General features: G+C 61.8%; 26 protein-coding genes. 14 read left to right on the forward strand and 12 right to left on the reverse strand.

Annotated elements, in window-relative coordinates; translation table 11 throughout:
• Nucleotides 1–87: 87 nt before the first annotated feature.
• Complete coding sequence (locus tag ACQ4W0_RS20105; RefSeq protein WP_436578362.1) at nt 88–1788, reverse strand: MFS transporter; 1701 nt, start codon at nt 1786–1788, stop codon at nt 88–90.
• 232 nt (nt 1789–2020) lie between these two features.
• Between ACQ4W0_RS20105 and ACQ4W0_RS20110 the strand changes: the two genes are divergently transcribed.
• The 4 genes from ACQ4W0_RS20110 to ACQ4W0_RS20125 all read left to right on the forward strand — a co-directional run bounded on the left by ACQ4W0_RS20110 (nt 2021) and on the right by ACQ4W0_RS20125 (nt 5195).
• Nucleotides 2021–3199 (forward strand): acetyl-CoA C-acyltransferase, encoded by a 1179-nt coding sequence (locus ACQ4W0_RS20110; RefSeq protein WP_436578363.1) that lies wholly within the window; start codon nt 2021–2023, stop codon nt 3197–3199.
• A 126-nt stretch (nt 3200–3325) separates the two neighbouring features.
• Entirely contained in the window at nt 3326–3628 is a 303-nt protein-coding gene (locus ACQ4W0_RS20115) for a Dabb family protein (RefSeq protein ID WP_436578364.1), read from the forward strand.
• 85 nt (nt 3629–3713) lie between these two features.
• Nucleotides 3714–4709: an NADP-dependent oxidoreductase gene (locus ACQ4W0_RS20120; RefSeq protein ID WP_436578365.1), complete on the forward strand. Its 996-nt coding sequence runs from the start codon at nt 3714–3716 to the stop codon at nt 4707–4709.
• Between the two features lie 60 nt (nt 4710–4769).
• Nucleotides 4770–5195 (forward strand): GNAT family N-acetyltransferase, encoded by a 426-nt coding sequence (locus tag ACQ4W0_RS20125; RefSeq protein WP_436578366.1) that lies wholly within the window; start codon nt 4770–4772, stop codon nt 5193–5195.
• Nucleotides 5196–5287: 92 nt separating this feature from the next.
• Here the strand turns inward: ACQ4W0_RS20125 and ACQ4W0_RS20130 are convergent, their stop codons facing one another.
• The 9 genes from ACQ4W0_RS20130 to ygfZ all read right to left on the reverse strand — a co-directional run bounded on the left by ACQ4W0_RS20130 (nt 5288) and on the right by ygfZ (nt 14868).
• A complete protein-coding gene (locus tag ACQ4W0_RS20130; RefSeq protein WP_436522386.1) occupies nt 5288–6298 on the reverse strand; it encodes an ABC transporter permease subunit in 1011 nt (336 codons plus the stop codon).
• 161 nt (nt 6299–6459) lie between these two features.
• A complete protein-coding gene (locus ACQ4W0_RS20135) occupies nt 6460–7959 on the reverse strand; it encodes a sugar ABC transporter ATP-binding protein (RefSeq protein ID WP_436578367.1) in 1500 nt (499 codons plus the stop codon).
• Between the two features lie 77 nt (nt 7960–8036).
• Nucleotides 8037–8972 carry an ABC transporter substrate-binding protein gene (locus tag ACQ4W0_RS20140; RefSeq protein ID WP_096235540.1) on the reverse strand — a complete coding sequence of 312 codons (936 nt, stop codon included), beginning with the start codon at nt 8970–8972 and terminating at the stop codon, nt 8037–8039.
• 63 nt (nt 8973–9035) lie between these two features.
• Complete coding sequence (gene tal / locus ACQ4W0_RS20145; RefSeq protein ID WP_436578368.1) at nt 9036–9998, reverse strand: transaldolase; 963 nt, start codon at nt 9996–9998, stop codon at nt 9036–9038.
• A 2-nt stretch (nt 9999–10000) separates the two neighbouring features.
• Nucleotides 10001–11485 (reverse strand): xylulokinase, encoded by a 1485-nt coding sequence (gene xylB, locus ACQ4W0_RS20150; protein WP_436578399.1) that lies wholly within the window; start codon nt 11483–11485, stop codon nt 10001–10003.
• Nucleotides 11486–11516: 31 nt separating this feature from the next.
• A complete protein-coding gene (locus tag ACQ4W0_RS20155; protein ID WP_436578369.1) occupies nt 11517–12524 on the reverse strand; it encodes a LacI family DNA-binding transcriptional regulator in 1008 nt (335 codons plus the stop codon).
• Nucleotides 12525–12726: 202 nt separating this feature from the next.
• Nucleotides 12727–13464, reverse strand: coding sequence for an NRDE family protein (locus ACQ4W0_RS20160; RefSeq protein WP_436578370.1), 738 nt, complete (start codon nt 13462–13464; stop codon nt 12727–12729).
• The gene (locus tag ACQ4W0_RS20165) at nt 13455–13745 is read right to left on the reverse strand and encodes a DUF4936 family protein (protein ID WP_436578371.1); all 291 of its coding nucleotides are present in this window, start codon (nt 13743–13745) and stop codon (nt 13455–13457) included. Before ACQ4W0_RS20165 ends, ACQ4W0_RS20160 begins: the two co-directional genes overlap by 10 nt.
• 7 nt (nt 13746–13752) lie before the next feature.
• Nucleotides 13753–14868, reverse strand: a complete 1116-nt coding sequence (gene ygfZ, locus ACQ4W0_RS20170; RefSeq protein WP_436578372.1) for a CAF17-like 4Fe-4S cluster assembly/insertion protein YgfZ — start codon at nt 14866–14868, stop codon at nt 13753–13755.
• Nucleotides 14869–15044: 176 nt separating this feature from the next.
• Between ygfZ and mltG the strand changes: the two genes are divergently transcribed.
• From mltG to ACQ4W0_RS20185, 3 genes are read left to right on the forward strand one after another with little or no spacing between them, the layout of a single operon-like run.
• Nucleotides 15045–16031 carry an endolytic transglycosylase MltG gene (gene mltG / locus ACQ4W0_RS20175; protein ID WP_436578373.1) on the forward strand — a complete coding sequence of 329 codons (987 nt, stop codon included), beginning with the start codon at nt 15045–15047 and terminating at the stop codon, nt 16029–16031.
• Between the two features lie 35 nt (nt 16032–16066).
• Nucleotides 16067–16708: a dTMP kinase gene (gene tmk / locus ACQ4W0_RS20180; RefSeq protein WP_436578374.1), complete on the forward strand. Its 642-nt coding sequence runs from the start codon at nt 16067–16069 to the stop codon at nt 16706–16708.
• Between the two features lie 15 nt (nt 16709–16723).
• Nucleotides 16724–17752: a DNA polymerase III subunit delta' gene (locus ACQ4W0_RS20185; protein WP_436578375.1), complete on the forward strand. Its 1029-nt coding sequence runs from the start codon at nt 16724–16726 to the stop codon at nt 17750–17752.
• Between the two features lie 75 nt (nt 17753–17827).
• On the opposite strand, the gene ACQ4W0_RS20190 is transcribed toward ACQ4W0_RS20185, so the two are convergent.
• A complete protein-coding gene (locus ACQ4W0_RS20190; RefSeq protein WP_436578376.1) occupies nt 17828–18193 on the reverse strand; it encodes a hypothetical protein in 366 nt (121 codons plus the stop codon).
• 153 nt (nt 18194–18346) lie between these two features.
• Here ACQ4W0_RS20190 and ACQ4W0_RS20195 point away from each other — a divergent pair, with 153 nt between their 5' ends.
• From ACQ4W0_RS20195 to ACQ4W0_RS20225, 7 genes are all read left to right on the forward strand, one after another.
• Nucleotides 18347–18733 carry a VOC family protein gene (locus ACQ4W0_RS20195; RefSeq protein WP_436578377.1) on the forward strand — a complete coding sequence of 129 codons (387 nt, stop codon included), beginning with the start codon at nt 18347–18349 and terminating at the stop codon, nt 18731–18733.
• Nucleotides 18734–18802: 69 nt separating this feature from the next.
• Nucleotides 18803–19435: a carbonic anhydrase gene (locus tag ACQ4W0_RS20200; protein WP_436578378.1), complete on the forward strand. Its 633-nt coding sequence runs from the start codon at nt 18803–18805 to the stop codon at nt 19433–19435.
• Nucleotides 19436–19513: 78 nt separating this feature from the next.
• Complete coding sequence (locus tag ACQ4W0_RS20205; RefSeq protein WP_436578379.1) at nt 19514–20293, forward strand: TatD family hydrolase; 780 nt, start codon at nt 19514–19516, stop codon at nt 20291–20293.
• Nucleotides 20294–20309: 16 nt separating this feature from the next.
• The gene (locus ACQ4W0_RS20210; RefSeq protein ID WP_436578380.1) at nt 20310–20960 is read left to right on the forward strand and encodes an ankyrin repeat domain-containing protein; all 651 of its coding nucleotides are present in this window, start codon (nt 20310–20312) and stop codon (nt 20958–20960) included.
• Between the two features lie 269 nt (nt 20961–21229).
• Nucleotides 21230–22153, forward strand: coding sequence for a class I SAM-dependent methyltransferase (locus tag ACQ4W0_RS20215; protein ID WP_436578381.1), 924 nt, complete (start codon nt 21230–21232; stop codon nt 22151–22153).
• Nucleotides 22154–22252: 99 nt separating this feature from the next.
• A complete protein-coding gene (locus tag ACQ4W0_RS20220; protein ID WP_436578382.1) occupies nt 22253–22501 on the forward strand; it encodes a hypothetical protein in 249 nt (82 codons plus the stop codon).
• 163 nt (nt 22502–22664) lie between these two features.
• On the forward strand, nt 22665–22862 hold the full coding sequence (locus ACQ4W0_RS20225) for a hypothetical protein (RefSeq protein ID WP_096235523.1): 198 nt from the start codon (nt 22665–22667) through the stop codon (nt 22860–22862).
• Nucleotides 22863–22924: 62 nt separating this feature from the next.
• Here ACQ4W0_RS20225 and ACQ4W0_RS20230 read toward each other — a convergent pair whose 3' ends face one another.
• Nucleotides 22925–24043, reverse strand: a complete 1119-nt coding sequence (locus tag ACQ4W0_RS20230) for a phospholipase A (protein WP_436578383.1) — start codon at nt 24041–24043, stop codon at nt 22925–22927.
• Nucleotides 24044–24064: the final 21 nt, after the last annotated feature.

The following is a 24064-nucleotide window of genomic DNA, read 5'->3' on the forward strand; positions in this document are numbered from 1 at the left end:
TACGCCGCATAAAAAACAAACGCCGCTGACCAGTCAGCGGCGTTTTGCATTGCGGGCCCCGGCTTTGCGGCCGGGGCTGGCGTCGGATCAGTCGTCGGCGTAGATATTGTTATCCTTGGTTTCCTTGACGAACAGGGTGCCGATCACGACAGTCGCCAGGGCGATGACGATCGGATACCACAGGCCGTAATAGATATCGCCCTTGAAGGCCACCAGCGCGAAGGCCGTGGTCGGCAGCAAGCCGCCGAACCAGCCGTTACCGATATGGTAGGGCAGGGACATCGAGGTGTAACGGATACGCGTCGGGAACATTTCCACCAACATTGCGGCGATCGGGCCATACACCATGGTCACGTACAACACCAGTATGAACAGCAGCAAGACGACCATCGGCTTGTTGATCTGGTCAGGGTCCGCTTTGGCCGGGTAGCCCGCTTCCTTGATGCCGGCGCCGATTTCTTTCTTGAACGCGGCTTCCTTGGCTTTGCTGTCCGCATCGAAATTCAAGCCGTCGGCCGTCATGACGGCGTTAAACGAGGTCAATTCTTTGGCGCCTATGCGCACTTTGGCCACGCTGCCGGCCGGTGCATCTTCCTTCGTGTAGTTCACCGAGCTGTTCGACAGGAAAGCCGTGGCGATGTCGCACGACGAGGGGAATTTCTTCTGGCCCGTCAGGTTGAACTGGAAGTGGCACGATGCGGGATCGGCCACCACCACCACTGGCGAGTTCTTCAGTGCTGCTTCCAGTTGTGGATTGGCAAAGTGGGTCAGGCCGCTGAAGATGGGGAAGTAGGTCAGGGCGGCAATCAGGCAGCCGCCGAGAATGATGTACTTGCGGCCGATGCGGTCGGACAGGCTGCCGAAGAACAGGAAGAATGGCGTAGCCAGCAGCAGGGCGACGGCGACCAGCACGTTGGCCGTTGCCAGGTCCACTTTCAGGGTCTGGATCATGAAGAACAGGGCGTAGAACTGGCCCGTGTACCAGACGACGGCCTGGCCGGCGGTCAGGCCGATCAGGGCCAGGATGACGATCTTCAGGTTTTTCCACTTGCCGAACGCTTCCGTCAGTGGCGCTTTCGAAGTCTTGCCCTCAGCCTTCATCTTGGAAAACGCGGGCGATTCATTCATGGCCAGGCGGATCCATACGGAAATACCCAGCAGGATGACGGAGACCAGGAAGGGAATGCGCCAGCCCCAGGCCTCGAAATCCTTCTCGCCGGTCGCCAGGCGGGTGCCCAGGATGACCATCAGCGACAGGAAGAAGCCCAGGGTTGCCGTCGTTTGTATCCACGCCGTGAATGCGCCGCGCTTGCCTTCAGGTGCGTGCTCGGCCACATAGGTGGCTGCGCCGCCGTATTCGCCGCCCAGCGCCAGGCCTTGCAGGATGCGCAGGAAGACGAGGATGATCGGTGCGGCGATACCGATGGAGGCATGGCCCGGCAGCAAGCCGACGATGAAGGTGGAGCCGCCCATGATCAAAATGGTGATCAGGAAGGTGTACTTGCGGCCGATCATGTCGCCCAGGCGACCGAAGACCAGCGCGCCGAAGGGACGCACGATGAAGCCGGCGGCAAAGGCCAGCAGTGCGAAGATGAAGGTGGTGGTGGGGTCGCCGATGAAAAATTGCTTGGCGATGATCGATGCCAGCGAACCGTACAGGTAAAAATCGTACCATTCAAAGACGGTGCCGAGTGAGGACGCAAAGATGACCTTGCGTTCTTCGGGCGTGATCGGCGTTCCCTTGGTGGAAAATTTCCGTACGTCGGCCGAGCCGGATGGTGTTGCCATGGTTTGTCTCCCTATGTTTTATAGTGAACTGGTGCCGAGGTCTTTTTGACCATTCTTGCAACAGCTGGAGCCGAGTGTGTTCTCCGAACCTTACGTCATGCTTGCTTGAAACTTACACGATGCTTACAAATTGATGCTCGCCATAACTTTGCGAACGACCGTACTTAAATGTGCTATTCTGCTTCCGAGACACCATCATTGACCATATAACATTCCCACAAGGAGACACAGCATGAATGAAGCCGTCATCGTATCGACCGCCCGCACGGGCCTGGCCAAGTCCTGGAAGGGCGCGTTCAACATGACGCACGGCGCCACACTGGGCGGCCATGTGCTGGCGGCCGCCATCGAGCGTGCGCGCATCGAGGCGGAAGAGGTGGAAGACGTGCTGGTCGGCTGCGCCTTCCCGGAAGGCGCCACGGGCGGCAATATCGCGCGCCAGGTCGCCTTGCGCGGCGGCTGCCCTGTCACGACGGCCGGCATGACCGTCAACCGCTTCTGCTCGTCGGGCTTGCAAGCGATTGCCCTGGCAGCGCAGCGCATCATCGCCGGCGAAGGCGATATCTATGCGGCGGGCGGCGTGGAATCGATTTCCTGCGTGCAAAATGAAATGAATACGCATATGTATCGCGATGTCTGGCTGCAGCAGCACAAGCCGGAAGTGTACTGGCCCATGCTGCAGACGGCCGAAACCGTGGCCAAGCGCTACCAGATTTCGCGCGAGCGCCAGGACGTGTATGGCGCGCAAAGCCAGCAGCGCGCCGCCGCCGCCCTGGCTGCCGGCCTGTTCGACGCGGAAATCGTGCCGATGACCACCATCATGGGCGTGGCCGACAAGGCCAGCGGCATGCTGGTGTCGCGCGAAGTGACGATTTCAAGCGATGAGGGCATCCGTGCCGATACGACCTACGATGGCGTGGCCAAGATCCGCCCGGCCATCCCGGGCGGCGTCATCAGCGCTGGCAATGCCAGCCAGTTTTCCGATGGCGCTGCTATGGCCATCGTGATGAACGCGAAAGTGGCCGAAGCGAAAGGCTTGCAGCCGCTGGGCATCTTCCGCGGTTTTGCCGTGGCCGGCTGCGAACCCGATGAAATGGGCATCGGCCCCGTCTACGCGATTCCGAAACTGCTGAAAAAGGCGGGCTTGACGGTGGCCGACATCGGCCTGTGGGAACTCAATGAAGCGTTTGCCGTGCAAGTGCTGTATTGCGCCGACACCCTGGGCATCCCCATGGACCGCTTGAACGTGAATGGCGGGGCAATCGCCGTCGGCCATCCGTACGGCGTGTCGGGCGCGCGTTTGACGGGCCACGCCTTGATCGAAGGCAAGCGCCGCGGCGTCAAATACGTGGTGGTGACCATGTGCATCGGTGGCGGCCAGGGCGCGGCCGGCCTGTTCGAAGTCCTGTGATGTAGATCAAACCCAGTCTGCGGGCGGCTTCCAGGGCCGCCCGTTTTCTTTCGCTGGCCACTTTCTGCAAGGCGCGCCGATAGCGGGTACAGTAATGCTTCATTGATAAACAAGCAGCCTGCCACCATGATCAAGCACATCGTTTTCTGGAAACTCAAAGACCACGCCGAAGGCGCCGACCGCGCCACGAATGCCCTGAAACTGAAAGCCTTGCTCGATTCCTGCGCCGACCTGGTGCCCGGCATATTGACATTCGAGGCGGCCGTGGCCCAGCCGGGCCTGGAAGCCACCTACGACATCGTCCTGTACAGCGAGTTCGCCAGCCGCGCAGCGCTCGACGCCTACCAGAACCATCCCGAGCACGTGAAAATCAAGCCGTTCTTTGGCGCCGTGCGGGAAGCGCGACAGTGCATGGATTATGAGATTTAATCGTTACGCAACAGACACCCGGGGTCAGACCCGGCGGGTCTGACCCCAGCCTTCCGCTGATCCTACCTATCGTCAAGGAGCATTCATGAGCACCTACCAACGCATCGTCCTCGCCTCGCGCCCCACGGCCGAAGTGCAGCCAGATAACTTCCGCTTGGAAACGGCTGAGATCCCCGCCATCAAGGATGGCGAATTGCTGGTGCGTAACCAGTACCTGTCGCTCGATCCCTACATGCGCGGGCGCATGAGTGCCAACAAAAGCTATGCGGCGCCGCAAGCGCTCGATGAAACCATGATAGGCGGCACGGTGGGCGTGGTGCTGGAATCGAAGCATCCGAAGTTCGCCGTGGGCGACACCGTCGTGGGGACTTTGGGCTGGACGGAAGTGGCTGTATCGGACGGCACGATGCTGCGCAAGGTCGATACGACGCATATTCCCGCCTCCGCCTACCTGGGCGCCGTCGGCATGCCCGGCATGACGGCCTGGTATGGCTTGAACCAGATCATGGCGCCGAAAGCGGGCGAAACCGTGGTGGTGTCGGCCGCCAGCGGCGCCGTGGGCAGCGTCGTGGGCCAGCTGGCGAAATTGAAAGGCTGCAGGGTGGTGGGCATCGCCGGCGGCGCCGACAAGTGCGCCTACGTCGTCAAGGAACTGGGTTTCGATGCCTGCGTCGACTACAAGGCGGGCAGCTTGGCGTCCGACCTGGAGGCGGCCACGCCGGACGGCATCGACGCCATCTTTGAAAACGTGGGCGGCGCCATCTTCGATGCGGCCCTGGCGCGCACCAACGCCTTTGGCCGCGTGGCCGTGTGCGGCTGGATTGCCGGTTACAACGGCGAACCGACGCCGCTCGACAATGCGCGCCTGATCCTCACCAACCGCCTGACCGTGCGCGGCTTCATCGTCTCGGAGCAGCCGGAATTCTGGCCGCAGGGCTTGACGGAACTGGGCACCCTGGTGGCGACGGGCAAGCTGAAATTCCGTGAATCCGTGGCCGACGGCCTGGCCAGCGCGCCCGATGCCTTCATCGGTCTGTTAAAAGGCCGCAACTTCGGCAAGCAGCTGGTCAAGCTCAGTTGATCTCTCTGTGGAAAGGCAGGCCGTGCGACAATAACGGCCTGTCTCTTTCTACATTACACCATGACCAAGCATACCATCCGCCTCGGCGACTGGGCCACCCTGGGCCCAGACGCCACCGCCATCCGTTTTGAAGTTTTCGTCGATGAACAGAAAGTGCCGGCCGAGATCGAACTCGACGACATGGATGCCGTCTGCCTGCACGCCGTCGCCTATGACGACTTTGGTGCCGCCATCGGCACGGGCCGGCTATTGCCTGACGGCCATATCGGACGCATGGCCGTGCGCCAGCCGGGCCGTGGCACGGGCGTGGGCGGCACCATCCTGCAGATGCTCATGGATGAAGCGCGCAAGCGCGGTGATCGTGCCGTCGTGCTGAACGCGCAAACCGTGGCCGCGCCATTTTATGCGCGCCACGGTTTCGTGCAGCAGGGGGAGGTATTTGAAGAGGCGGGGATTGCGCATGTGGAGATGCGCTTGCAGTTTTAACTGCTGGGGTCAGTCGCTTCGCGATCGGAATACGTCCCATTGGGACGCATTCCCCCACCGAGTCCGACCCCTGCAGTTCATGGCTTACGGGTTCAGTTCTGCGCGTGCGACTGGCGCCATTTATCCAGAATCACCGCCAGCACGATCACGACACCTTTCGCCACATATTGCCAGAACGACGACAGTCCCAGGATCGTCAAGCCATTGTTCATCACGCCGATGATCAGCGCGCCGATGACGGTGCCCCAGACGGAGCCCACGCCGCCCATCAGACTGGTGCCGCCCAGTACCACGGCCGCGATGGCATCCAGCTCATAGCCCGTGCCCCAGTTGCCGTTGGCCGCATACAAACGGCTGGCCGACATGGCGCCGCCCAGGCCCGCGAACAGGCCGCTGATGGTGTAGACAAACATCAACACGAGACCGACCTTGATGCCCGTCAAACGGGCCGCCTGGATATTGCCGCCGACGGCGTAGATATGCAGGCCCAGGGTTGTCTTGCGCAGGATAAACCACGTCAGCACCACCACGGCCGCCGCCAGCCAGATCAGCCAGGGAATGGCCAGGAAGCTGCCGTTGCCCATCCATTCGAAGCTGGGGATTTCCGTGTTCAGCACGCTGGTGCCATCGGCCAGCAAATAGGCGGCGCCGCGCAGGGCCGTCATGGTGCCCAGCGTCACGACGAAGGGGTTGAGGCCGACGAGGGCCACCAGCACGCCGTTCAGCGCGCCCAGCAGCAGGCCGACGATGAGGAAGGTGGGAATCGAAAAGCCGGCGAATTGGGCCGACAGCGACATCAGCATGCCCGCCACGGCCGAAACGGCCAGTACGGAACCGACGGACAAATCGATGCCGCTGGTGAGAATGACGAAGGTCATGCCGGAGGCCAGCACGATGTTGATCGACACCTGGCGGAAGATGTTCATGGTGTTGTTGCTGGTCATGAACGTCGACGTGCCGTCGGCCGAGAAATATACGGTCAGGCCGTACATGGCCAGGTACAGCACGACCAGCACGGGCAACATGCCCAGGCGGCGCATCAGGTTCGAGGCATTGAAGGGTTCGCCGGCGCGCGCGGCGCCGCTGGTGGTACTCGTTGTCATGGTCAATCTCCTGAATGATTATGCTAATACGTATTCTTAGAACGCCTAACAAAACCGTAGCGAGCGGAAGCGAGTTGTGGTTGAGAAGCGGAACTGTGCGAATGCACAGTGAGCATCGGAAACCGCGACCCGCGACGCGCAGTAGGTTTTGTTGTGCGTTCTTATGCCGCTTCCAGCTGGGTGGCATAAGCGAGGATGTTTTCCTGCGTGATGTCGTCGCCTGTCACTTCGCCCGTCAGTCGTCCCTCGCACATCACCATCACGCGGTCGCAGATGCCGACCAGTTCGGCCAGTTCGCTGGAAATGCACAGCACGGCCGTGCCCGCATCCGCCAGCTGGTGGATGATCTTGTAAATTTCGCTCTTCGCGCCTACGTCCACGCCCCGTGTCGGTTCATCGAGGATCAGCACTTTCGGCGCGATGGCCAGCCAGCGCGCCAGCAAGACTTTCTGCTGGTTGCCGCCAGACAAGCCTCCCACGATGCCTTCCGGACCCGATACCTTGACGTTGAGGTTGGCAATCGCCTCGCGCGTGAGCTGGGTCAGGGCGCCACGGTTGACCACGCCCGCCGTGGAATGCTTGGACAGGATATTCATCGACATGTTTTCCATGGCCGACAATTGCATGAACAAGCCCAGGCTCTTGCGGTCCTCCGGCAGGTAGCCGATGCCGTGGCGTATCGCCGTCAGCGGGCGGTGGATATGCACTTCCTGGCCGTCGAGCCAGACTTGCCCCGATTGCTTCTTGTCGGCGCCAAAGATCAGGCGCGCCAGTTCCGTGCGGCCCGCGCCGACGAGGCCGGCCAGGCCCGTCACTTCGCCCGCATGCAGGGCAAACGAGGCGGGCTTGACCTTGCCACCGCCCACGTTTTCCACGCGCAGGCGCTCGGCGCCCCGTGTGGTGCGGCGCTGGTGCGCATAAAAGTCGTCGGCGGGGCGGCCCACCATCATCTGCACGACTTTCTTTTGATCCAGCTCATCCTTGCCCAGCTCGCCTACATAGGCGCCGTCGCGCAGCACCGTGATGCGGCGCGCCAGGCGTTCCACTTCGGCCATGCGGTGGCTGATGTACAGCACGGCCAGGCCCTTGTCGCGCTGCTCTTCGATGATGCGGAACAATTGTTCGGTTTCCCGGTCGGACAGGGCGGCAGTGGGCTCGTCCATGATCAGGATGCGGCTTTCATGCACGAGGGCGCGGGCGATTTCCACCTGCTGCTGCTCGGCGATCGAGAGGCTGGCCACCATGGTGTCGGCGTCGAAACGGGAACCGAGGTCGGCCAGGATGGCATTGGTGCGCGCGCGCATTTCGCCGCCCTTGACGGTCCAGAACGGTCCTTGCGGCTCGCTGCCCATGAAGACGTTTTGCGCCACCGTCATGTTCTTGGCCACGCTGAGTTCCTGGTAAATCAGGTTGATGCCCAGCGCGCGGGCCTCGCCCGGGTTGCGGATACGAATCGGTTTACCGTCGAGGATGATTTCACCCGCGTCCGGCGTGTACACGCCCGATAAAATCTTCATCAGGGTGCTCTTGCCGGCGCCATTCTCGCCCATCACGGCATGGATTTCGCCGCTGCGCACCGTCAGGTGCACGCCGCGCAGCGCGCGCGTGGCGCCGAAGCGCTTCTCGATGCCGCGCATTTCAAAAATAATATCGTCGCTCATGACTGTCCTTCCTAGCTGGTGAAACTGGCGCCGCCTGCCAACTGGCCGGCGGCGCCACGTGGTTCAGGTTAGGCAGATCAGTTCTTTACCCAGCCCGTGTAGGTGGCGACGTTTTCCTTGGTGATGGCCGGGGTCGGCAGCAGCACCATGGTCTGTTTCGGCGTACGGCCATTCATGATGTCGTAGCCCATCTGCACGGCGTCGGTGGCCATGCGGTAGGGGTTTTGCGCCGAGGTGGCGGCAAACAGGCCGGCCTTGTTTTTCAGGGCGTTCTGGCCGTCCGGTGCGCCATCGACGGCCGTGATCAGTTTCACGTCCGTGCGCTTCGATTGCTTGATCGCCAGTTCGGCGCCGATGCCCGTCGGATCATTGATGGCAAACACGGCATCGATCTTCGGATAGGCCGTCAGCAAGTTCGACATCACGGTCATGCCGCCGTCGCGGCTGCCGCCCGCGTTCTGGTTGTCGGACAGGATCTTGATATCCTTGAACGCGGCTAGGGTTTTCTTGCAACCGTTGACGCGGTCGATCACGGACGTGACCGGTGGGCCGTTGAGGATCACCACATTGCCCTTGCCGCCGATCTGCTTGGCCAGGTAGGCGCATGACACGTCGCCCGCCATGGTGTTGTCGGACATCACGGTGGCCGAAGCGCCCACGGCGCCCACGTCGACGGCGATCACGACCACGCCCGCGTTGCGCGCTTTCTTGATGGCTGGGGCGATGCCCTTGGAGTCGACGGCGTTCAGGATGATGATGTCGGTCTTGTTGGCAATAAAGTTTTCAATCTGGTCCACCTGGGTGTTCAGGTCATACTTGCTGGAAACAGTCGTGACTTTGACTCCAGGGCCACCCAGCTTTTTCGCGCTTTCTTCCGCGCCGCGGCCAATCGCCACAAAAAACGGGTTGGCCAGGTCGCCCACGCTCACGCCGATCGATTTCAATGGCTTGTCGGCAGCAAAGGCGCCGCAGGCGGCGGACAGCAGCAGGGTGGCGGTAATGACTTTTTTCATGAGGATCTCCAAGGGTTTTTATTGTAAAAACAAACGGTGCTACGGGTGAAAACTGCGTGCAAGCTAGCGGTTGCGTAATTTCTCGATCATGGCGTCCAGCTTGCCAGCGTCGACGGCAAAGCCGCGGATGCCTTCGGCAAGTTTCTCTGTTGCCATCGCATCGTCGTTCAAGGCGTAGCGGAAGGCCGCCTCGTCATACGTGATGGCCGGCTGCGCTGGGCCCAGGTCGCCGCCCAGCGCGCGCTCGAACGGTGCGCTTGATGCTTCCAACTTGGCCAGCAAGTCGGGACTGATGGTCAGCAAGTCGCAGCCGGACAGGGCCGTGATCTGGCCCACGTTGCGGAAGCTGGCGCCCATCACTTGCGTGGCGATGCCGTGTTGTTTGTAGTAATTGAAGATGCGCGTAACCGACTGTACACCTGGATCGTTGGACAGGCTGCGCGCCGTTTCGTCCCATGCCGCGCCCAGGGATTTCTTGTGCCAGTCGTAGATGCGGCCCACAAACGGCGAAATCAGGCGTACTTTGGCATCGGCGCAGGCGACGGCCTGGCAAAACGCGAACAGCAGGGTCAGGTTGCAAAAGATGCCATCTTTTTCCAGTTCACGCGCCGCCTGGATGCCTTCCCAGGTGGCGGCGACCTTGATCAGCACACGCTCGCGGCTGACGCCAGCTTGCTCGTAGAGGGCGATCAGGCGGCGTCCGCGGGCGACGGTGGCGTCGCGGTCAAAGCTCAGACGGGCATCGACTTCCGTCGATACGCGGCCCGGCACGACCTTTAAAATTTCCAGGCCGAAGCGCACCAGCACTTGGTCGACGATATCGTCCAGCGACGCGCTTTTATGCGCGGCGACCGTGCTTTCCAGCAAGGGCGCGTAATCGGGCTGCAGCACGGCCTTCAGGATCAGCGACGGGTTGGTGGTAGCGTCTTGCGGGGCGAAACGGGCCAGTTGCAAGAAGTCACCCGTGTCGGCGACGACGGTGCTGTATTGCTTCAATTGTTGCAGTTGATGTTGCAGCTGAGTCATTACTATTCCTTATCACTGAGTTGGTGCAGAGCTTGCACGGCTGGAAACAGGCTACGGTAGCGGCCGTAGCGGATGCTCAAGGCTGCGCTGTGCGCGGCATCGGGCAGGAAAGTGTTTTTGATGGGCAAGCCCTGCGTCAGCAGGCTGGTGTCGCCGATGGCGGCAAAGCCCAGCTTGGCCGCGCCCAGGCTGGCCGACAGTTCGCTGTTGTGCAGGGTGCGCATTTCGCGTCCCAGCACATTGGCCAGCAGCTGCGCCCAATACTGGCTGCGCGCGCCGCCGCCCACCAGCATGCAATGGGGAACCACTGCACCGGTCGAGGTGACTGCCGCCATGGCGTCGCGCAAGGCAAAGGCCACGCCTTCGAGCACGGCATAGCCCAGCTGCGCCGGCGTGCTGTCGTGGCCCAGCTGCAGGAAGGCGCCCCGCACCTGCGGGTCGTTATGCGGCGTGCGCTCGCCCGACAGATACGGCAGGAACAGGGGCGCGGACGGCGCGACAGGCGTATCGAGTGGCAAGCCCGCTTCCACCAGCGCCAGCAGGGCCGCCTCGTCGGGCTGGCCCAGCACGGTCGTCGCCCAGCGCAGACAGCTGGCGCCGGAAAGGATTGCGCCCATCGCATACCAGCGCCCGGGCAGGGCGTGGCAAAAGCTGTGCACGCCGCCGGCCGGGTTGCCCAAAGGCGCTTCGGTGACGGAAACGATGGCGGCGCTGGTACCCAGGGAAATAAAACTGTCGCCGCCGTTGACGGCGCCGATGCCCACGGCTGAGACGGGGTTATCACCGCCGCCACCGGCCACCACCACGTCCATGGGCAAGCCCAGCTGGTCGGCGATGGATGCCAGCACGGTGCCCGTGGCCGCGTCGCCTTCGGCCAGCGCCGGCATCTGATCCAACGCCAAGCCGCAGGCGGCCAGCATGGGCGGGAACCAGGCGCGCTTGGCTTCGTCCAGCCACAGGGTGCCGGCCGCGTCGGACATGTCCGTCAGTTTGAGCCCCGTCAAGCGCAGGCGCAGATAGTCTTTCGGCGACAGCAGGCAGGCGATGGCGGCAAAGGCCTCAGGCTCGTGGGCTCGCAGCCACAGCAGTTTTGGCGCCGTCAGTCCCGCCATTGGCAGGCTGCCCGTCACGTCCGCATACGCGGGATAGTCGCGCGCCAGGGCGGCCGCTTCGGCCTCGGCGCGCGCATCGTTCCACAGGATGGCGGGACGGATCACGCTATCGTTGGCGTCGAGCAGTACGGCGCCATGCATCTGGCCAGACAGGCCGATGCAGGCAATTTGGGCATATTCCTGCGGCCAGCCGGCGCGCAGCTGGCCCAGCGCGTTGACGCAGGCGGCCCACCAGTCCTGCGGCGCTTGTTCGGACCAGCCCGGCTGCGGGCGGCTCACGTCCAGGCGCACGGACGCCTGGCCGCGCACGCTGCCAGTGCTGTCCATCAGCACGGTTTTCAGTTCGGAGGTACCGAGGTCGATACCGAGGGAAATCGCTGGATGCATATTTGTTTAGTGTAAAAGGTCAGGGGCAGCCGCAGGAATTGCGCACGCGCAAGGTCGGTGACAAGCGCTGCACATGCTGGGCGTGGCCCGGGTTGGCGATACGTTCGATCAACAGGTCGACGGCCATGGCGCCCAGCTCTTCGAGCGGCTGGGCCATCACGGTCAGGCGCGGGCTGAAGTAATCGGCCCAGTCAAAATCATCGAAGCCGGCCAGGGCCACGTCTTGCGGTACCGCAATGTGCGCGTCGCGCAAGGCGTGCATGGTGCCGATGGTCATCAGGTTATTGCCCGCCACGATGGCCGTGGGGCTTTGTCCGGGCGCCAGCGCCAGCAGTTCGCGCGTGGCCGCGCCGCTGCGCTCCAGATTGGAGTCGCCCGAGCGCAGCAAATCCGCATCGAAGGCGATATTGGCGCGCTGCAAGGCCAGGCGGTAGCCTTCGATGCGCTCGTCCGTCGTGGACAGGCCGGGCGCGCCGGCGATGAAGCCGATGCGGCGGTGGCCGTGGGCCGTGATCAGATGGCTGACCAGCTGGGCCGTCGCCTCGATGTTTTCCACGCCCACCTGGTCGAACGCTTGCTCCGACATGCGGTCGACCAGCACGGAAGCGATCTTGTTGCTGGTCAGATAGTCGAGGGTACGGTTATGCGGATCGCCGGAGGGTGCCAGCACGATGCCGTCGACCCGGCGCTGATGCAAGTTCTGCACCACTTTGAGTTCTTGCGCGGGATCATCATGCGTATCGGAAAACAGCATCATCAAGCCGTGGCGCGTGCAGGCCGCCTCGATGGCGCGCACGGTTTCGCTGAAGTAATGATTGGTGAAGGCGGAAATGGCCACGCCGATGGTGCCCGAGGACGAACCGGCCAGCGCACGGGCCAGCATGTTCGGTACATAGCCGATCTGCTGCATGGCCGCGTTGACGGCGGCGACGGTTTTCGGGCTGACCTTGCGGGTGCCGTTGAGTACGTGCGAAACGGTCGACAGCGATACGTCCGCCGCCCGCGCTACATCTTCCATGGTGGCCATGGTGTCTCCTGATGATTTTTTATTATTATTGTGTGCTGCGATTGGGTGCGGCTGTGTCGCCGCGTTTGAATCTATCGTAAACAAAAGAAAGCGCTTGCGCAAGCGCTTTCTTTTTTTGTGCGAGCAGCGGTTGCAGATGCAAGGGGGAGGGGAAACGGGAGGAAAACAGGGTGGAGCCGGGCTTTGCCGGCTCCGTTAAAAATTACTGAATTACCAGCTCATGCAATTCGCCGGGGGAATCCGGGAACAGTTTCACGACGGTGGAAGTGCGCGTGCCGTAGCCCGGCGTTTCGATGCAGACGGCGGACAGCACGCGCTCGAGGTCGAGCGGCACGCCCGTGTCGGGCAAGCGGAAGTCGGGCGCGCGCGTGGTGTCGGCCAGCATGTCGAAATAGGCGTCGTCGGGCGCGCCCTGGCACAGCAGGCTGGCGAACTGAGCCTTGGTCTTCAACACCTTTGGCCACGGCGCGTCCAGCAGGGCCTTCGACAAGCCGTAGATGCCCGGTTCCAGGGGCAGGCCATTGCGCGCATCGCCATCGCCCCGGTTGGAAAACCAGATCAGCGTATGCGCGTCGCCCAACACCAGATTAAAACCGTTGTAGGCTTTGCATCCGGGGCGGATTTGCGCGATGTAGTCTTGCGGCGACATATTGCCGGCCAGATAGTCGGCCACCAGGGCGCCGCGCGAGGGGGCGTCCGGGTTGCGGTCTTGCGGGCTGCGGATATTCGTGATGGCGGCAAAGCGCGAGCTGCCGCTGCCGGCCTGGGTGATACCCATCCAACTGCCGCCCGCCTGCAGGTCGCGGCCCGCATACACTTGCGGGTGCTCGGACCAGGCGCCGGCGGGGGCGCTGGCGCGTTCATAGAATTCGTCGCGGTTGGCGGCGGCAATCAGTGGGATGTGCGGATTGACTTTCCAGGCAAAAACGATCAGGCACATGGAGGCAAATCCATGAACACTTCCGTATGGCGCGCGCCGGCCGTCAGGGCCAGCAAGCCTGCCTCGTCGGCGGCAGCGGCCAGCAGTTCGGCAAAGCCTTCGCCGACGACGGGATAGATTTCCATCCACGTCTGCCAGCCATCCTTCACTTCCGGGCGGCGCTTCAGTTGCGGCGCCACGCCAGAGGCGGCGGCCAGTTTCGCCTGCAAGGCACGCACGCGCGCTTCCAGCGCCTGGGCGTGTTCTTCCTTCACTTGATAGTAGATGTATAAATCTTTCATGGCATTCTCACAAGTCGAGTGCGTCGAGCACGTAAGGCATGGGCAGGAAATGCACGTGAGCACCCTGGGCCGAGCCGTAGCGCACGGCGCCGGCTGCGCTTGAACCTTCTGCGATCGCCCCCAACTTCATTTCAACGAGGGCGTCGATGCCGCAGGCACCGTTCGGCGCGGCGTTGACGACCATGCCGCAAGGTTGCTCGGGGTCGCTGACGGCAAACAGTTCGCCGCCGGCCACGACAGAGGCATCATCGATGCTGACGAGGGTGGTACGGCGCTTGAGCTTGCCCAGGTACTGGCTGCGCGCGACGATTTCCTGGCCCGGGTAGCAGCCTTTCTTGAAATTGACGCCGCCCAGCAGCTCAAAGTTGATCATTTGCGGCACGAATTGCTCTTGCGTGGTGGCCGTGATCTGCGGGATGCCCGCGTGGATTTCCGACAGGCGCCAGCAATCATTGCCGCCTTTCGCCAGCTGTTGCGCAAGTGGCGGCCACACCTCGCGCGCCGTGGCGGCGGAGGTCAGCCATTCATAGCGGGCGCTGCCAAAGGCATCGGCCACGCGCAGCAGGGTGCCCAGCGCATGTTCGACCTTGCTGAACGGCACGGCGGGCAGCACCGGGAACCAGGCGGACAGGGCGGCGCTGGCTTGCTTGCCGCCGAGGCCCAGCACAACCTGGTTCGCCGCATCGGAGGACGCGTCATGCAGCTTGGCCTTGGCGCGCAGCACGAACATCTGCAAGCGCTTCTGGATGGCAGGCTGTATGGCGCGCGGCAATTGCAAATAAATGGTGGTGGCATTGCGCCACATCAGGAAACTGGCCAGCAGCCGGCCCTTCGGCGTGCAGTAGCCGGCCAGGCGCACTTGCTCCTGGTCCAGGTGTTCCACATCGTTGGTCAGCTGGCCGTGCAGGAAACTGGCTGCCTCGTCGCCGTTCAAGCCGATCAAGCCCTGGTCCGTGATGGCCGCGACAAAACCTTCTTGCAACTGGGGCACTGTCAGGGACTGGCCGAAATCGTGGATAGTGGCGGCGGCGATGGGGGCTGTGCTGTCAGGCGCGCCATCGATGGCAGCGGGGCGGGCGCCTTGGGCAGTTAAAAATTGATTCCAGTTATTCATAATTTCCATTAGATCAGCGATTAAGCATTATCATTACGGGTTCATTATAGTGATGTCGCGCAGATTGCGTCGGCGGCGGCAAGATTGCCAGTGCTGGCGCCGCTTTGCGCGCACTTTCTTCACAAATGAACGATCATAACAAGCGCGTGCTGCCCGCCAGCGCCCGCATCACAAGAATCGGAACAATGGCTTTCTTTAAAAAACTTGTAGTCAGTTCAGTCATCGCCGCCATCGGCGTCGGTGGTACTTTTGTGTACTGGGCGCAGCAGCCCATCACCACGGAAGGTGTAGCGATCCCGTTTACGATCAGCCCGGGCAGCGGCGCGCATGCGGCCGGCCAGCAGATCGCGGATGCGGGCGTGCCCATTGTGCCCATCCTGTTCAACTTGCTGGCGCGCGTCGAAGGCAAGACTTCGAAGATCAAGGCCGGTTCCTACGAGCTGAAACCGGGCACCACGCCACAGCGTTTGATCACGCAGCTGGCACGCGGTGAATTCGCGCAAGAGTCGCTGACCATCATCGAAGGCTGGACTTTCAAGCAGATGCGCCTGGCGATGGCCAGCCACCCGGGCCTCAAGCACGATACGGCCGGTCTCTCCGACAAGGAACTGATGGCGAAGATCAGCCCGGAATACATGTTGCCGGAAGGCCTGTTCTTCCCGGATACCTATCTGTTCGCCAAGGGCGCCAGCGAAATGCAGATTTTCAAGCAGGCGCACACGGCCATGATAGGGCGCCTGTCGGAGGCGTGGTTCAAGCGCGATCCGGCCCTGCCATATAAAAACCCTTACGAGGCGCTGATCATGGCTTCCATCGTGGAAAAGGAAACGGGACAAAAGTCCGAGCGCGCCATGATCGCCGGCGTCTTCGTCAACCGCCTGAAAACAGGCATGCTGCTGCAGACGGACCCGACCGTGATCTATGGCATGGGCGATAACTACCAGGGCAAGATCCGCAAACGCGACCTGGAAGCGGACACCCCTTTCAATACCTACACGCGCGGTGGCTTGCCACCCACGCCGATCGCTCTGGCTGGCGCGCAATCGCTGACGGCGGCGCTGGCGCCGGCACGCACGCAAGCGCTGTATTTCGTCGCGCGCGGCGACGGCACCAGCCAGTTCTCGGCCAACTTGCCCGACCATAACCGCGCCGTGAACCAGTATCAGCGGTAATTGGCAGCATTCATCATCACCAGATTAAGAGTTTCATGACACAACACTATCAACCCCGCTTCATCACCTTCGAAGGCATCGATGGCGCGGGCAAGTCGACGCATATTGGCTTTGTCACCGACTACCTGCAGCAGCGGGGCGTGACCCTCGTGGCGTCGCGCGAACCGGGCGGCACCAGCCTGGGTGAAAAGCTGCGCGAACTGCTGCTGCATGAAAAAATGCACCTGGAAACGGAAGCCTTGCTGATGTTCGCCAGCCGCCGCGAACACATCGCGCAAGTCATCGCGCCCGCCCTGGAGCGGGGCGAATGGGTCATTTCCGACCGCTTTACCGATGCCAGCTTCGCCTACCAGGGCGGCGGACGGGGCATGGATTTGCGCAAGATGGAAGCGCTGGAAGCGTGGGTGCACCCGCACTTGCAGCCGGACCTGACGTTCCTGTTCGACGTGCCCTTGGCCGTGGCCCGCGCCCGCCTGGACGCCACGCGCGCGCTCGACAAGTTCGAGCAGGAGCGATCTGACTTCTTTGCCTCCACGCGCAACGAGTATCTGCGCCGCGCGGCGCAGTTCCCTGAACGCTTCCGCATCATCGATTCCACGCAAAGCATTGCCGATATCCAGGTGCAGCTGGCAAAACTGCTTGATGTATTGCTTGAGAAAAGTATTGCAAGCCACTGATTGACAAGGAATAAAATGAACAATCCTCTCTATCCGTGGCAACAGGACGCGTGGCAGCAGTTGCAAGCCCTGCGCCCGCGCATGCCGCACGCCATTCTGTTCCATGGCGCGCAAGGCATCGGCAAGGCCGACTTCATCGAGCATTTCGCGCAGGCTTTGCTGTGCGAAGACGTGCGTGCCGATGGCCATGCATGCGGCGCGTGCGCCTCGTGTGGCTGGTTTAGCCAGGGCAACCATCCCGATTACCGCAGGGTCCGTCCGGAAGCGCTGGAAGACGAGGTGGCCGACGATGGCGAAGAGGGCGACGGCGCGAAGAAAAGCGCCAAGACCAAGACGCCGTCGAAAGACATCAAGATCGAGCAGATCCGCAATCTGGCCGACTTCATGAACATTTCCACGCACCGGCAAGGCTTGCGCGTGGTGGTGCTGTATCCGGCCGAAGCGCTCAACACACCCGCCTCGAACGCCTTGCTGAAGACCCTGGAAGAGCCGCCGCCGGGCACCTTGTTCTTGCTGGCATCGAACAGCCTGGACCGATTGCTGCCGACCATCCTGTCGCGCTGCAGGAAATTTGCCTTGCCCATGCCCAGCCATGAGCAGGCCTTGAGCTGGCTCAAGCAACAAGGCTTGAACGATGCGGACAGCTGGCTGCGCGAGCAGGGCGGCGCGCCGCTGGCCGCGCTGGCCCAGTCCGAATCGGGTGGCCGCGAAGAAACGGAACAGTTGCTGCAAGTGCTGGCCAATCCCGGCGTGGAAGCGGCCCTGAAGGCGGCGGACAAATTGCAGAAGGCGCCGCTGGCGCCGCTGGTGGCGTCCTTGCAGCGCTGGCTGTACGACGTGTTTTCCGTCAAGCTGTCGGGCACCATCCGCTACTACCCGCGCCACCGGCGCGAGCTCGAAGCGCTGGCCGGGCGCATCAACGTCAGCCGCCTGATGGCCGCCATCAAGGCCGCCAACGAGCGCCGGGCGATTGCCGAACACCCCTTATCGCCCAAGCTGTTCCTGGAAGACATGTTGCTCGACTACGCCTCAAGTTGCCAATGAAATCAATAGCTTGCGTCACCAAGTTAATCTAGATTATTTGATTTTTGGCGCACTGCGCATGCGTTGGTGTGTGACTTAGCCGCAGGCGCGCGTGCAGCTGCGGTATTGCACTTCACACGCTTGCTGGCGTTCGGCGCGCCGGGCGCGGAAGGCCTGGGCTTGCGTCGGTTGCAGCTGCTGCGACTGGGGTCCCGTTTCGCGGCTCGCGGCAGCGTAGGGATTGCTGCTGGGCTTCATCGACAAGATGGGGCTGCTATCGTTTTCCGTGGCTTGCTGCACTTGCGCGCGGCAATCCTGGCGTGCCGATGTGCACATGGGCGCGCACAGGCCCGCTTCCGGGATGGCCGTGGGCGCGTCGCGCTTGTTCTGCACCTGTACTTGCGCATGCGCTGTCAGGGCCAGGCAGGCCAGCAGTATCAAAGGGCCGGTAATTTTCAGCATGAACACTCTCCACGTCTCCGCGCGCAACCCCATGGCTGCACACCGGCCGTACACTATACATCTTGATAATATTTTTGCCTAGGCGCCATGGCCGTTTGCCACGCTTGGCCCCCGGTGTTACAGTCAAGGCACTGGACAGCAACGGAGGCGTGCATGAAACGAGTTACTGGCATCGGCGGCATCTTCTTCCACGCGCAAGACCCGGCCGCGCTGCGTGCCTGGTACCAGCGCCACCTGGGCCTGGACGTGCAGCCCTGGGGCGGGGCCGCCTTCACCTGGACGGACGCCGATGGCCAGCCCACGGGCGGCACCACCATCTGGTCCGTGGCAGCACGGGACAGCGAGCAATTTGCGCCCGGCAAGGCTGCCTTCATGATCAATTACCGCGTCGATGACCTCGATGCGCTGCTGCAAGCCCTGCGCGACGAAGGCTGCACGGTGCTCGACAAGGCGCCCGACTCGGAATATGGCCAGTTCGGCTGGGTCATCGATCCCGAGGGCAACAAGGTGGAGCTGTGGCAGCCACCGGCAGGGCAATAGGCGGGGGCAATAGGCGAAATCTGCGCCATTCAGCGATAATATCGGCTCAGCTAACCATTTTATTTATTTATGCGCGACATTATTGCTGGATTTCTACGCTTCCAAAAAGAGGTTTTCCCCGCGCGCCGCGAGTTGTTCAAGACGCTGGCCACGGGACAAACCCCCAAGGCCCTGTTCATTTCCTGCTCGGACAGCCGCATGGTGCCGGAGCTGGTGACGCAGCGCGAACCAGGCGAGCTCTTCGTGATCCGCAACGCGGGCAACATCGTGCCTTCGTATGGTCCCGAACCGGGCGGCGTGAGCGCCACGGTCGAATTTGCCGTGTCTGCCTTGAACGTGAGCGACATCGTCATTTGCGGCCATTCCGATTGTGGCGCGATGAAGGCGATTGCCACCTGTGCCTGCCTCGATCACATGCCGGCCGTGCGCAGCTGGCTGCACCATGCCGATGCGGCGCGCATGATCAACGAGTCGGTCGCGCACCCGACGGAACAGTCGCGCATCGACGGCATGGTGCGCGCCAATGTCGTGGCGCAACTGAATAACCTGCGCACCCATCCCTCGGTGGCGCTGGCCATGGCGCAAGACCGGCTGACCCTGCACGGCTGGGTGTACGACATCGAGAATGGTTCCCTCGACGCGCTCGACGAGTCGACCGGCAACTTCGTTCCGCTGGCGGAACACCCTGCCTCGCAGCTGTAAGCATCCGCACCACCGTGGCAGGGGACGACGGCGCTGTTCCCCTGCCAGTTTTTGCTCCCTCCGGTACAATCCCGCCTTATGTATATCGATTCCCATTGCCATATCAATTTCCCCGAGCTGGCTGCTCGCATGCCCGAGATTCTCGCCAAGATGGCCGAGAACAAGGTGACGCACGCGCTGTGCGTGTCCGTCGACTTGCCGGACTTTCCACAGGTGCTGGCCCTGGCCGAGCAGTATCCGCATATTTTCGCGTCCGTCGGCGTGCATCCCGACTACGAGGATACGCCTGAACCGTCCGTGGAAGACCTGGTGCGGCTGGCCGACCACCCGAAGATCATCGCCATCGGCGAGACGGGCCTCGACTATTTCCGCCTGACGGGCGACCTCGAGTGGCAGCGCGAGCGTTTTCGCACGCACATCAAAGCTTCAAGAATCACGCGTAAGCCCTTGATTATTCACACACGGGCGGCCAGTGTAGACACGATACGCATCATGCGCGAAGAGGGCGCCGGGGTGTCCGACGGCGGCGTGGCCGGCGTCATGCATTGCTTTACGGAATCGCTCGAAGTGGCGCGCGCCGCCATCGACATGGGTTTCTACATTTCTTTCTCCGGCATCGTCACGTTCAAGAGCGCCAAGGATTTGCAAGCCGTGGCCCTGGAAGTGCCGCTCGAGCGCATCCTGATCGAGACAGATTCGCCCTACCTGGCGCCCGTGCCGTTCCGCGGCCGCATGAATGAGCCCGGCTATGTAGCCCACGTGGCGGAATACCTGTCGACCCTGAAAGGCATCCCCCTGGAGCAGGTGGCGCGCCAGACGACGGAAAATTTCTTCAAGTTATTCAATCAGTTGCCATAACTTCTTAAGGTCAGACATGATGAAAAAACTCGCCCTGGCGATGTTGCTGTGCTGCGCCACGGCCAGCCATGCGGCGCCGGAACCGGATGCATTTTTCCGCGCCGTGTCCGTCAACAACGCCAGCGGCGTGCGCAGCATGCTGGCCGAAGGCATGAATCCGAACCAGGCTGATGCACAGCGGGGCGATATTCCCCTCGTGCTGGCCCTGCGCGACGATGCGGACCAAGTGTTCAAGCTGCTGCTCGACGCGCCCGGCATCGACATTGAAGCGCGCTCGGCCAATGGCAACACGGCACTGATGATGGCGGCCTACAAGCACAAGCAGGACGCCGTGGACGCCTTGCTGGCCAAGGGCGCCAAGGTCAACCAGAGCGGCTGGACGGCGCTGCACTATGCGGCCTCGGCGGGCGACTTGCCCATCATGAAGATTTTTCTGGAGCGCGATGCCGTGGTCGATGCGCGCGCGCCTGCCAACGTCACGCCGCTGATGTTTGCCGCCCGCGAAGGGCAGGAAGGCGCCGTCAAGCTGCTGCTGTCCTGGGGCGCGGACGCCAGCCTGAAAAGCGACCATGGCTGGACGGCCGTGCAGTTCGCGCAGGCCGGCGACAAGCCGGGCGTGGTGGCCATCATCGAAGCTGCCCAGAAGGCGCGTGCCGCCCGCAAGTAATGTTTTCAAGTAATGTTTTAATTTCAATATTTTCCATGCCAGCGCTGAAACTGGCATGGAATTGCCTCTCACCTCAGCGCTTTGTTCTCACTGGCGATTAACGATAATGATCGTGTCGCATTAATCAGGAGATCTTTCGCATGGGCAATCACACCACCGTCAGGCGCCGGCTGTACTGTCGCCGCCCCTCGCGCAGCCCGTGCGACATCACTGCTTTCTGGAATGACAAAACCGATCGGCCATCGGAGCCAGACTCCAAGAGGACAGACATGCTGAATGAACGAGAAATCGAGAGTTGTTACCTGGGGCAATTTATCCCCGTCCATTACCACCACAATATGTTGATGGACCAGAACCGCATGCACGGGTTCAAGTCAGCGATCGATTACGCGGTGAAGCCCGGCATGAAGGTGCTGGAACTGGGTGGCGGCACGGGCGTGCTGTCGTGGTTTGCGGCCGCGCGCGCCGACAAGGTGTGGTGCGTGGAGTTTAACCCGGACATGGTCAAGGAAGCGCGCAAGATGCTTGCGCTCAATCCCAACGGTGAAAAAGTCGAAGTCGTCCACGCGGACGCCTTCGAATACCTGCCGCCAGAGCCTGTCGATGTGGTCATCTGCGAAATGATTCATGTCGGCATGCTGCGCGAAAAGCAGGTGGAAGTGATCGAATCGTTCAAACGCCGCTACCTGGCCCGTTTTGGCGGCCCGCTGCCTATCTTTCTGCCCGAAGCCGTCATCATGGCCGTGCAGCCCATGCAGCAGGAATACGACTTTGAGGGCTTTCATGCGCCCATCGTGCAATTCCAGGAAACCACGGCCATCCACCCGGGTGTGCAGGAACTGGCGCCGCCGTCCGTGTACAGCATCATCGACTTCAGCCAGCCGACGGATAGCGTGTTCGGCTTTGACGGCAAGTTTGTCGTCGAGCGCAGCGGCACCCTGAACGCCTTGCGTTTCGTCACCAAGAACATCCTGGCCGTGGTGCCCGAGCGCTCGACCACCATCGACTGGCTGAACCACTACATGTGTTTGCCGCTGGCCACGCCGCTGGCGGTGCAGGCGGGCGACGTGTTGCAGGTGAGCTTCCAGTACCGCGCGGGCGGTTCGATTCCCTCGCTGGAAGCGTCGATCCGCGCGCAAGTCATCTACGATGTCAATCTGCAACCGGCGGTGCAGAACCCCATTTACGCATAAATATCATTGATTCAAAGGCAGCGCCGCAGGCATTTCGTCCTGCGGCGTTTGTCCATTCAGGGTATATTTCGTCTTTTACCACTGGACAGCTTTATTATCATGGAACAGATCGATCAGCGTTACCTCGTGCAACAGAACAAAATCAGCGATGGCGAGACCAAGCCGCCCGTGTTTGCCAAGGTAATGCGCAGCAAGGAAGGCGTGTTTGAAGGCGTGTCCTTCATCAAGTCGAAGGACAAGGCCAGCATCCTGACCATCGAAGAGGCCAATCAGGCCATCAAATGGGCCACCAGCAAGAAGCCGAATGCGCATGAGTACATCACGAAAGTGATTTGCGTCGGCCAGTAAGCCGCTCGCCAGCGACCGTTCATCCCCGTTTTTACTCAGTTCATCCCCGCATTGTGCAGTTCATCGCATGGCCGTTGCCGCCACGGTAGCGCTTTTATATAGTGCTGTCACGGTAGCGGGGCAAGCACGGCTTGCTCCGCACATTTCATTCGAGGGGAACGCGATGCTGGGATTTGTGCTGTGGCTGCTGCTCTTGCTGGTGTGCTGGCCCCTGGCCTTGCTGGCGCTCGTGCTGTATCCGCTGGCCTGGCTGCTGTTGCTGCCATTGCGTTTGATCGGCATCGGCGTGGAAGGGGTGTTCGAACTGCTGCGCGCCATCGTCATGCTGCCGGCGCGCGTGCTGGGCGGCGGCCGGCGCTAAAACGAAGTTTTCCATAAAAAATGGCGCCATCGGCGCCATTTTCATTTCTGTCACTGTGCTGCTTACAGGTCGACCATGAAACCGGCGCCGATCGATTTCTGCGAATAGTTGTAGTCGATCAAGCTCTGGCCATAGCCGGAGAACAGTTGCAGATAACCTTTCAGGTTGGCCTTCAATGGGAAAGCCCAGCTTGCCTGCATGGAGCCATGCTTCTTGCTGAAATTGCGGCGGGCCGTCACGGCGTATTCATGGCCCTTGTTGCGGTAGCTCACGCGCAAGTCGCCATGCCCCATGTAATCGGTGATGTCGATATTGTCATTATCGGTTGCGCTATTGTCGAGGCGGTGCCAGATGCGCGTCGTGACGGCCAGATTGTCTTTTTCCACGCCCAGCTCGGCATACACGCGGTTCCAGCTGCGCGACAGGGTCGACGTCTGGCCATTCGACTGGTGCACCAGGCCAAAGTTCAGGTAATTGAACTCCAGGCCCGCGAAATTCTTGTTGATCGGCAAGATCAGCATCAACTCCGGCTGATAGTTGGTTTCGCGGAAGGGGCTCGACGCCTTGCGGTTATACGCTTGCCAGAAACTTTGCTGCGTGTAGCCGAACCACATGTCGATGGGCGTGCCGGCTATGTCTTCCAGCAATTTCATCTTGAAGCTCAGCTGGAAGGTCAATTCCACATGCTGGCTCTTGATGCCGCCTGGCGTGAAATCCTGGAACGGTTCGTCGTTCGAGGCATCGCTGTAATTGGCCAGCAGCAGATAAGTGTCGCGGTGCGGGCGGAAGTTGAACAAGCCGCGCTTGGAGGCATCGTTGAGTTCCCACGATTGTTGCGTGCGCGAAATCGGTGCTTCCGGTGGCGCCGCGCCAGCCTGCGCGATGGCGGGAATGGCGGCGTTGACGGCGTCGGGCGTGGCCACGCCAGGCGGGCTGACCGGGGTGAGGGGGGCTGCCTCGGCGGCAGCTGCCAGGGTGACGGCCGCGGTGGCGGAATCACCGCCGGCGGCGATGGTGGCCTTTTCCGCCGCCTTGGCCAGGGTGTCGAAGCAGCCCAGGCGGGCGCTGGCATCGCCAAGCACGGCGCAACGCTGCATTTGCTGTTCCAGTTCGCCGGCCATGGCCAGCGCCGGCGATGCCAGCAGGGAAGAGAGGATTATTTTTCTTAGTCGGATAGTCATAGGCTGAGTGTGGCATGTCAT

The sequence above is a fragment of the Janthinobacterium breve genome (assembly GCF_051380895.1).
GTDB lineage: Bacteria > Pseudomonadota > Gammaproteobacteria > Burkholderiales > Burkholderiaceae_D > Janthinobacterium.

Bases quoted from the DNA above. Each gene is read 5' to 3' on its own strand.
- ACQ4W0_RS20105 (WP_436578362.1), bottom strand. From the start codon at position 1,788: ATGGCAACACCATCCGGCTCGGCCGACGTACGGAAATTTTCCACCAAG.
- ACQ4W0_RS20110 (WP_436578363.1), top strand. From the start codon at position 2,021: ATGAATGAAGCCGTCATCGTATCGACCGCCCGCACGGGCCTGGCCAAG.
- ACQ4W0_RS20115 (WP_436578364.1), top strand. From the start codon at position 3,326: ATGATCAAGCACATCGTTTTCTGGAAACTCAAAGACCACGCCGAAGGC.
- ACQ4W0_RS20120 (WP_436578365.1), top strand. From the start codon at position 3,714: ATGAGCACCTACCAACGCATCGTCCTCGCCTCGCGCCCCACGGCCGAA.
- ACQ4W0_RS20125 (WP_436578366.1), top strand. From the start codon at position 4,770: ATGACCAAGCATACCATCCGCCTCGGCGACTGGGCCACCCTGGGCCCA.
- ACQ4W0_RS20130 (WP_436522386.1), bottom strand. From the start codon at position 6,298: ATGACAACGAGTACCACCAGCGGCGCCGCGCGCGCCGGCGAACCCTTC.
- ACQ4W0_RS20135 (WP_436578367.1), bottom strand. From the start codon at position 7,959: ATGAGCGACGATATTATTTTTGAAATGCGCGGCATCGAGAAGCGCTTC.
- ACQ4W0_RS20140 (WP_096235540.1), bottom strand. From the start codon at position 8,972: ATGAAAAAAGTCATTACCGCCACCCTGCTGCTGTCCGCCGCCTGCGGC.
- tal (WP_436578368.1), bottom strand. From the start codon at position 9,998: ATGACTCAGCTGCAACATCAACTGCAACAATTGAAGCAATACAGCACC.
- ACQ4W0_RS20155 (WP_436578369.1), bottom strand. From the start codon at position 12,524: ATGGCCACCATGGAAGATGTAGCGCGGGCGGCGGACGTATCGCTGTCG.
- ACQ4W0_RS20160 (WP_436578370.1), bottom strand. From the start codon at position 13,464: ATGTGCCTGATCGTTTTTGCCTGGAAAGTCAATCCGCACATCCCACTG.
- ACQ4W0_RS20165 (WP_436578371.1), bottom strand. From the start codon at position 13,745: ATGAAAGATTTATACATCTACTATCAAGTGAAGGAAGAACACGCCCAG.
- ygfZ (WP_436578372.1), bottom strand. From the start codon at position 14,868: ATGGAAATTATGAATAACTGGAATCAATTTTTAACTGCCCAAGGCGCC.
- mltG (WP_436578373.1), top strand. From the start codon at position 15,045: ATGGCTTTCTTTAAAAAACTTGTAGTCAGTTCAGTCATCGCCGCCATC.
- tmk (WP_436578374.1), top strand. From the start codon at position 16,067: ATGACACAACACTATCAACCCCGCTTCATCACCTTCGAAGGCATCGAT.
- ACQ4W0_RS20185 (WP_436578375.1), top strand. From the start codon at position 16,724: ATGAACAATCCTCTCTATCCGTGGCAACAGGACGCGTGGCAGCAGTTG.
- ACQ4W0_RS20190 (WP_436578376.1), bottom strand. From the start codon at position 18,193: ATGCTGAAAATTACCGGCCCTTTGATACTGCTGGCCTGCCTGGCCCTG.
- ACQ4W0_RS20195 (WP_436578377.1), top strand. From the start codon at position 18,347: ATGAAACGAGTTACTGGCATCGGCGGCATCTTCTTCCACGCGCAAGAC.
- ACQ4W0_RS20200 (WP_436578378.1), top strand. From the start codon at position 18,803: ATGCGCGACATTATTGCTGGATTTCTACGCTTCCAAAAAGAGGTTTTC.
- ACQ4W0_RS20205 (WP_436578379.1), top strand. From the start codon at position 19,514: ATGTATATCGATTCCCATTGCCATATCAATTTCCCCGAGCTGGCTGCT.
- ACQ4W0_RS20210 (WP_436578380.1), top strand. From the start codon at position 20,310: ATGATGAAAAAACTCGCCCTGGCGATGTTGCTGTGCTGCGCCACGGCC.
- ACQ4W0_RS20215 (WP_436578381.1), top strand. From the start codon at position 21,230: ATGCTGAATGAACGAGAAATCGAGAGTTGTTACCTGGGGCAATTTATC.
- ACQ4W0_RS20220 (WP_436578382.1), top strand. From the start codon at position 22,253: ATGGAACAGATCGATCAGCGTTACCTCGTGCAACAGAACAAAATCAGC.
- ACQ4W0_RS20225 (WP_096235523.1), top strand. From the start codon at position 22,665: ATGCTGGGATTTGTGCTGTGGCTGCTGCTCTTGCTGGTGTGCTGGCCC.
- ACQ4W0_RS20230 (WP_436578383.1), bottom strand. From the start codon at position 24,043: ATGACTATCCGACTAAGAAAAATAATCCTCTCTTCCCTGCTGGCATCG.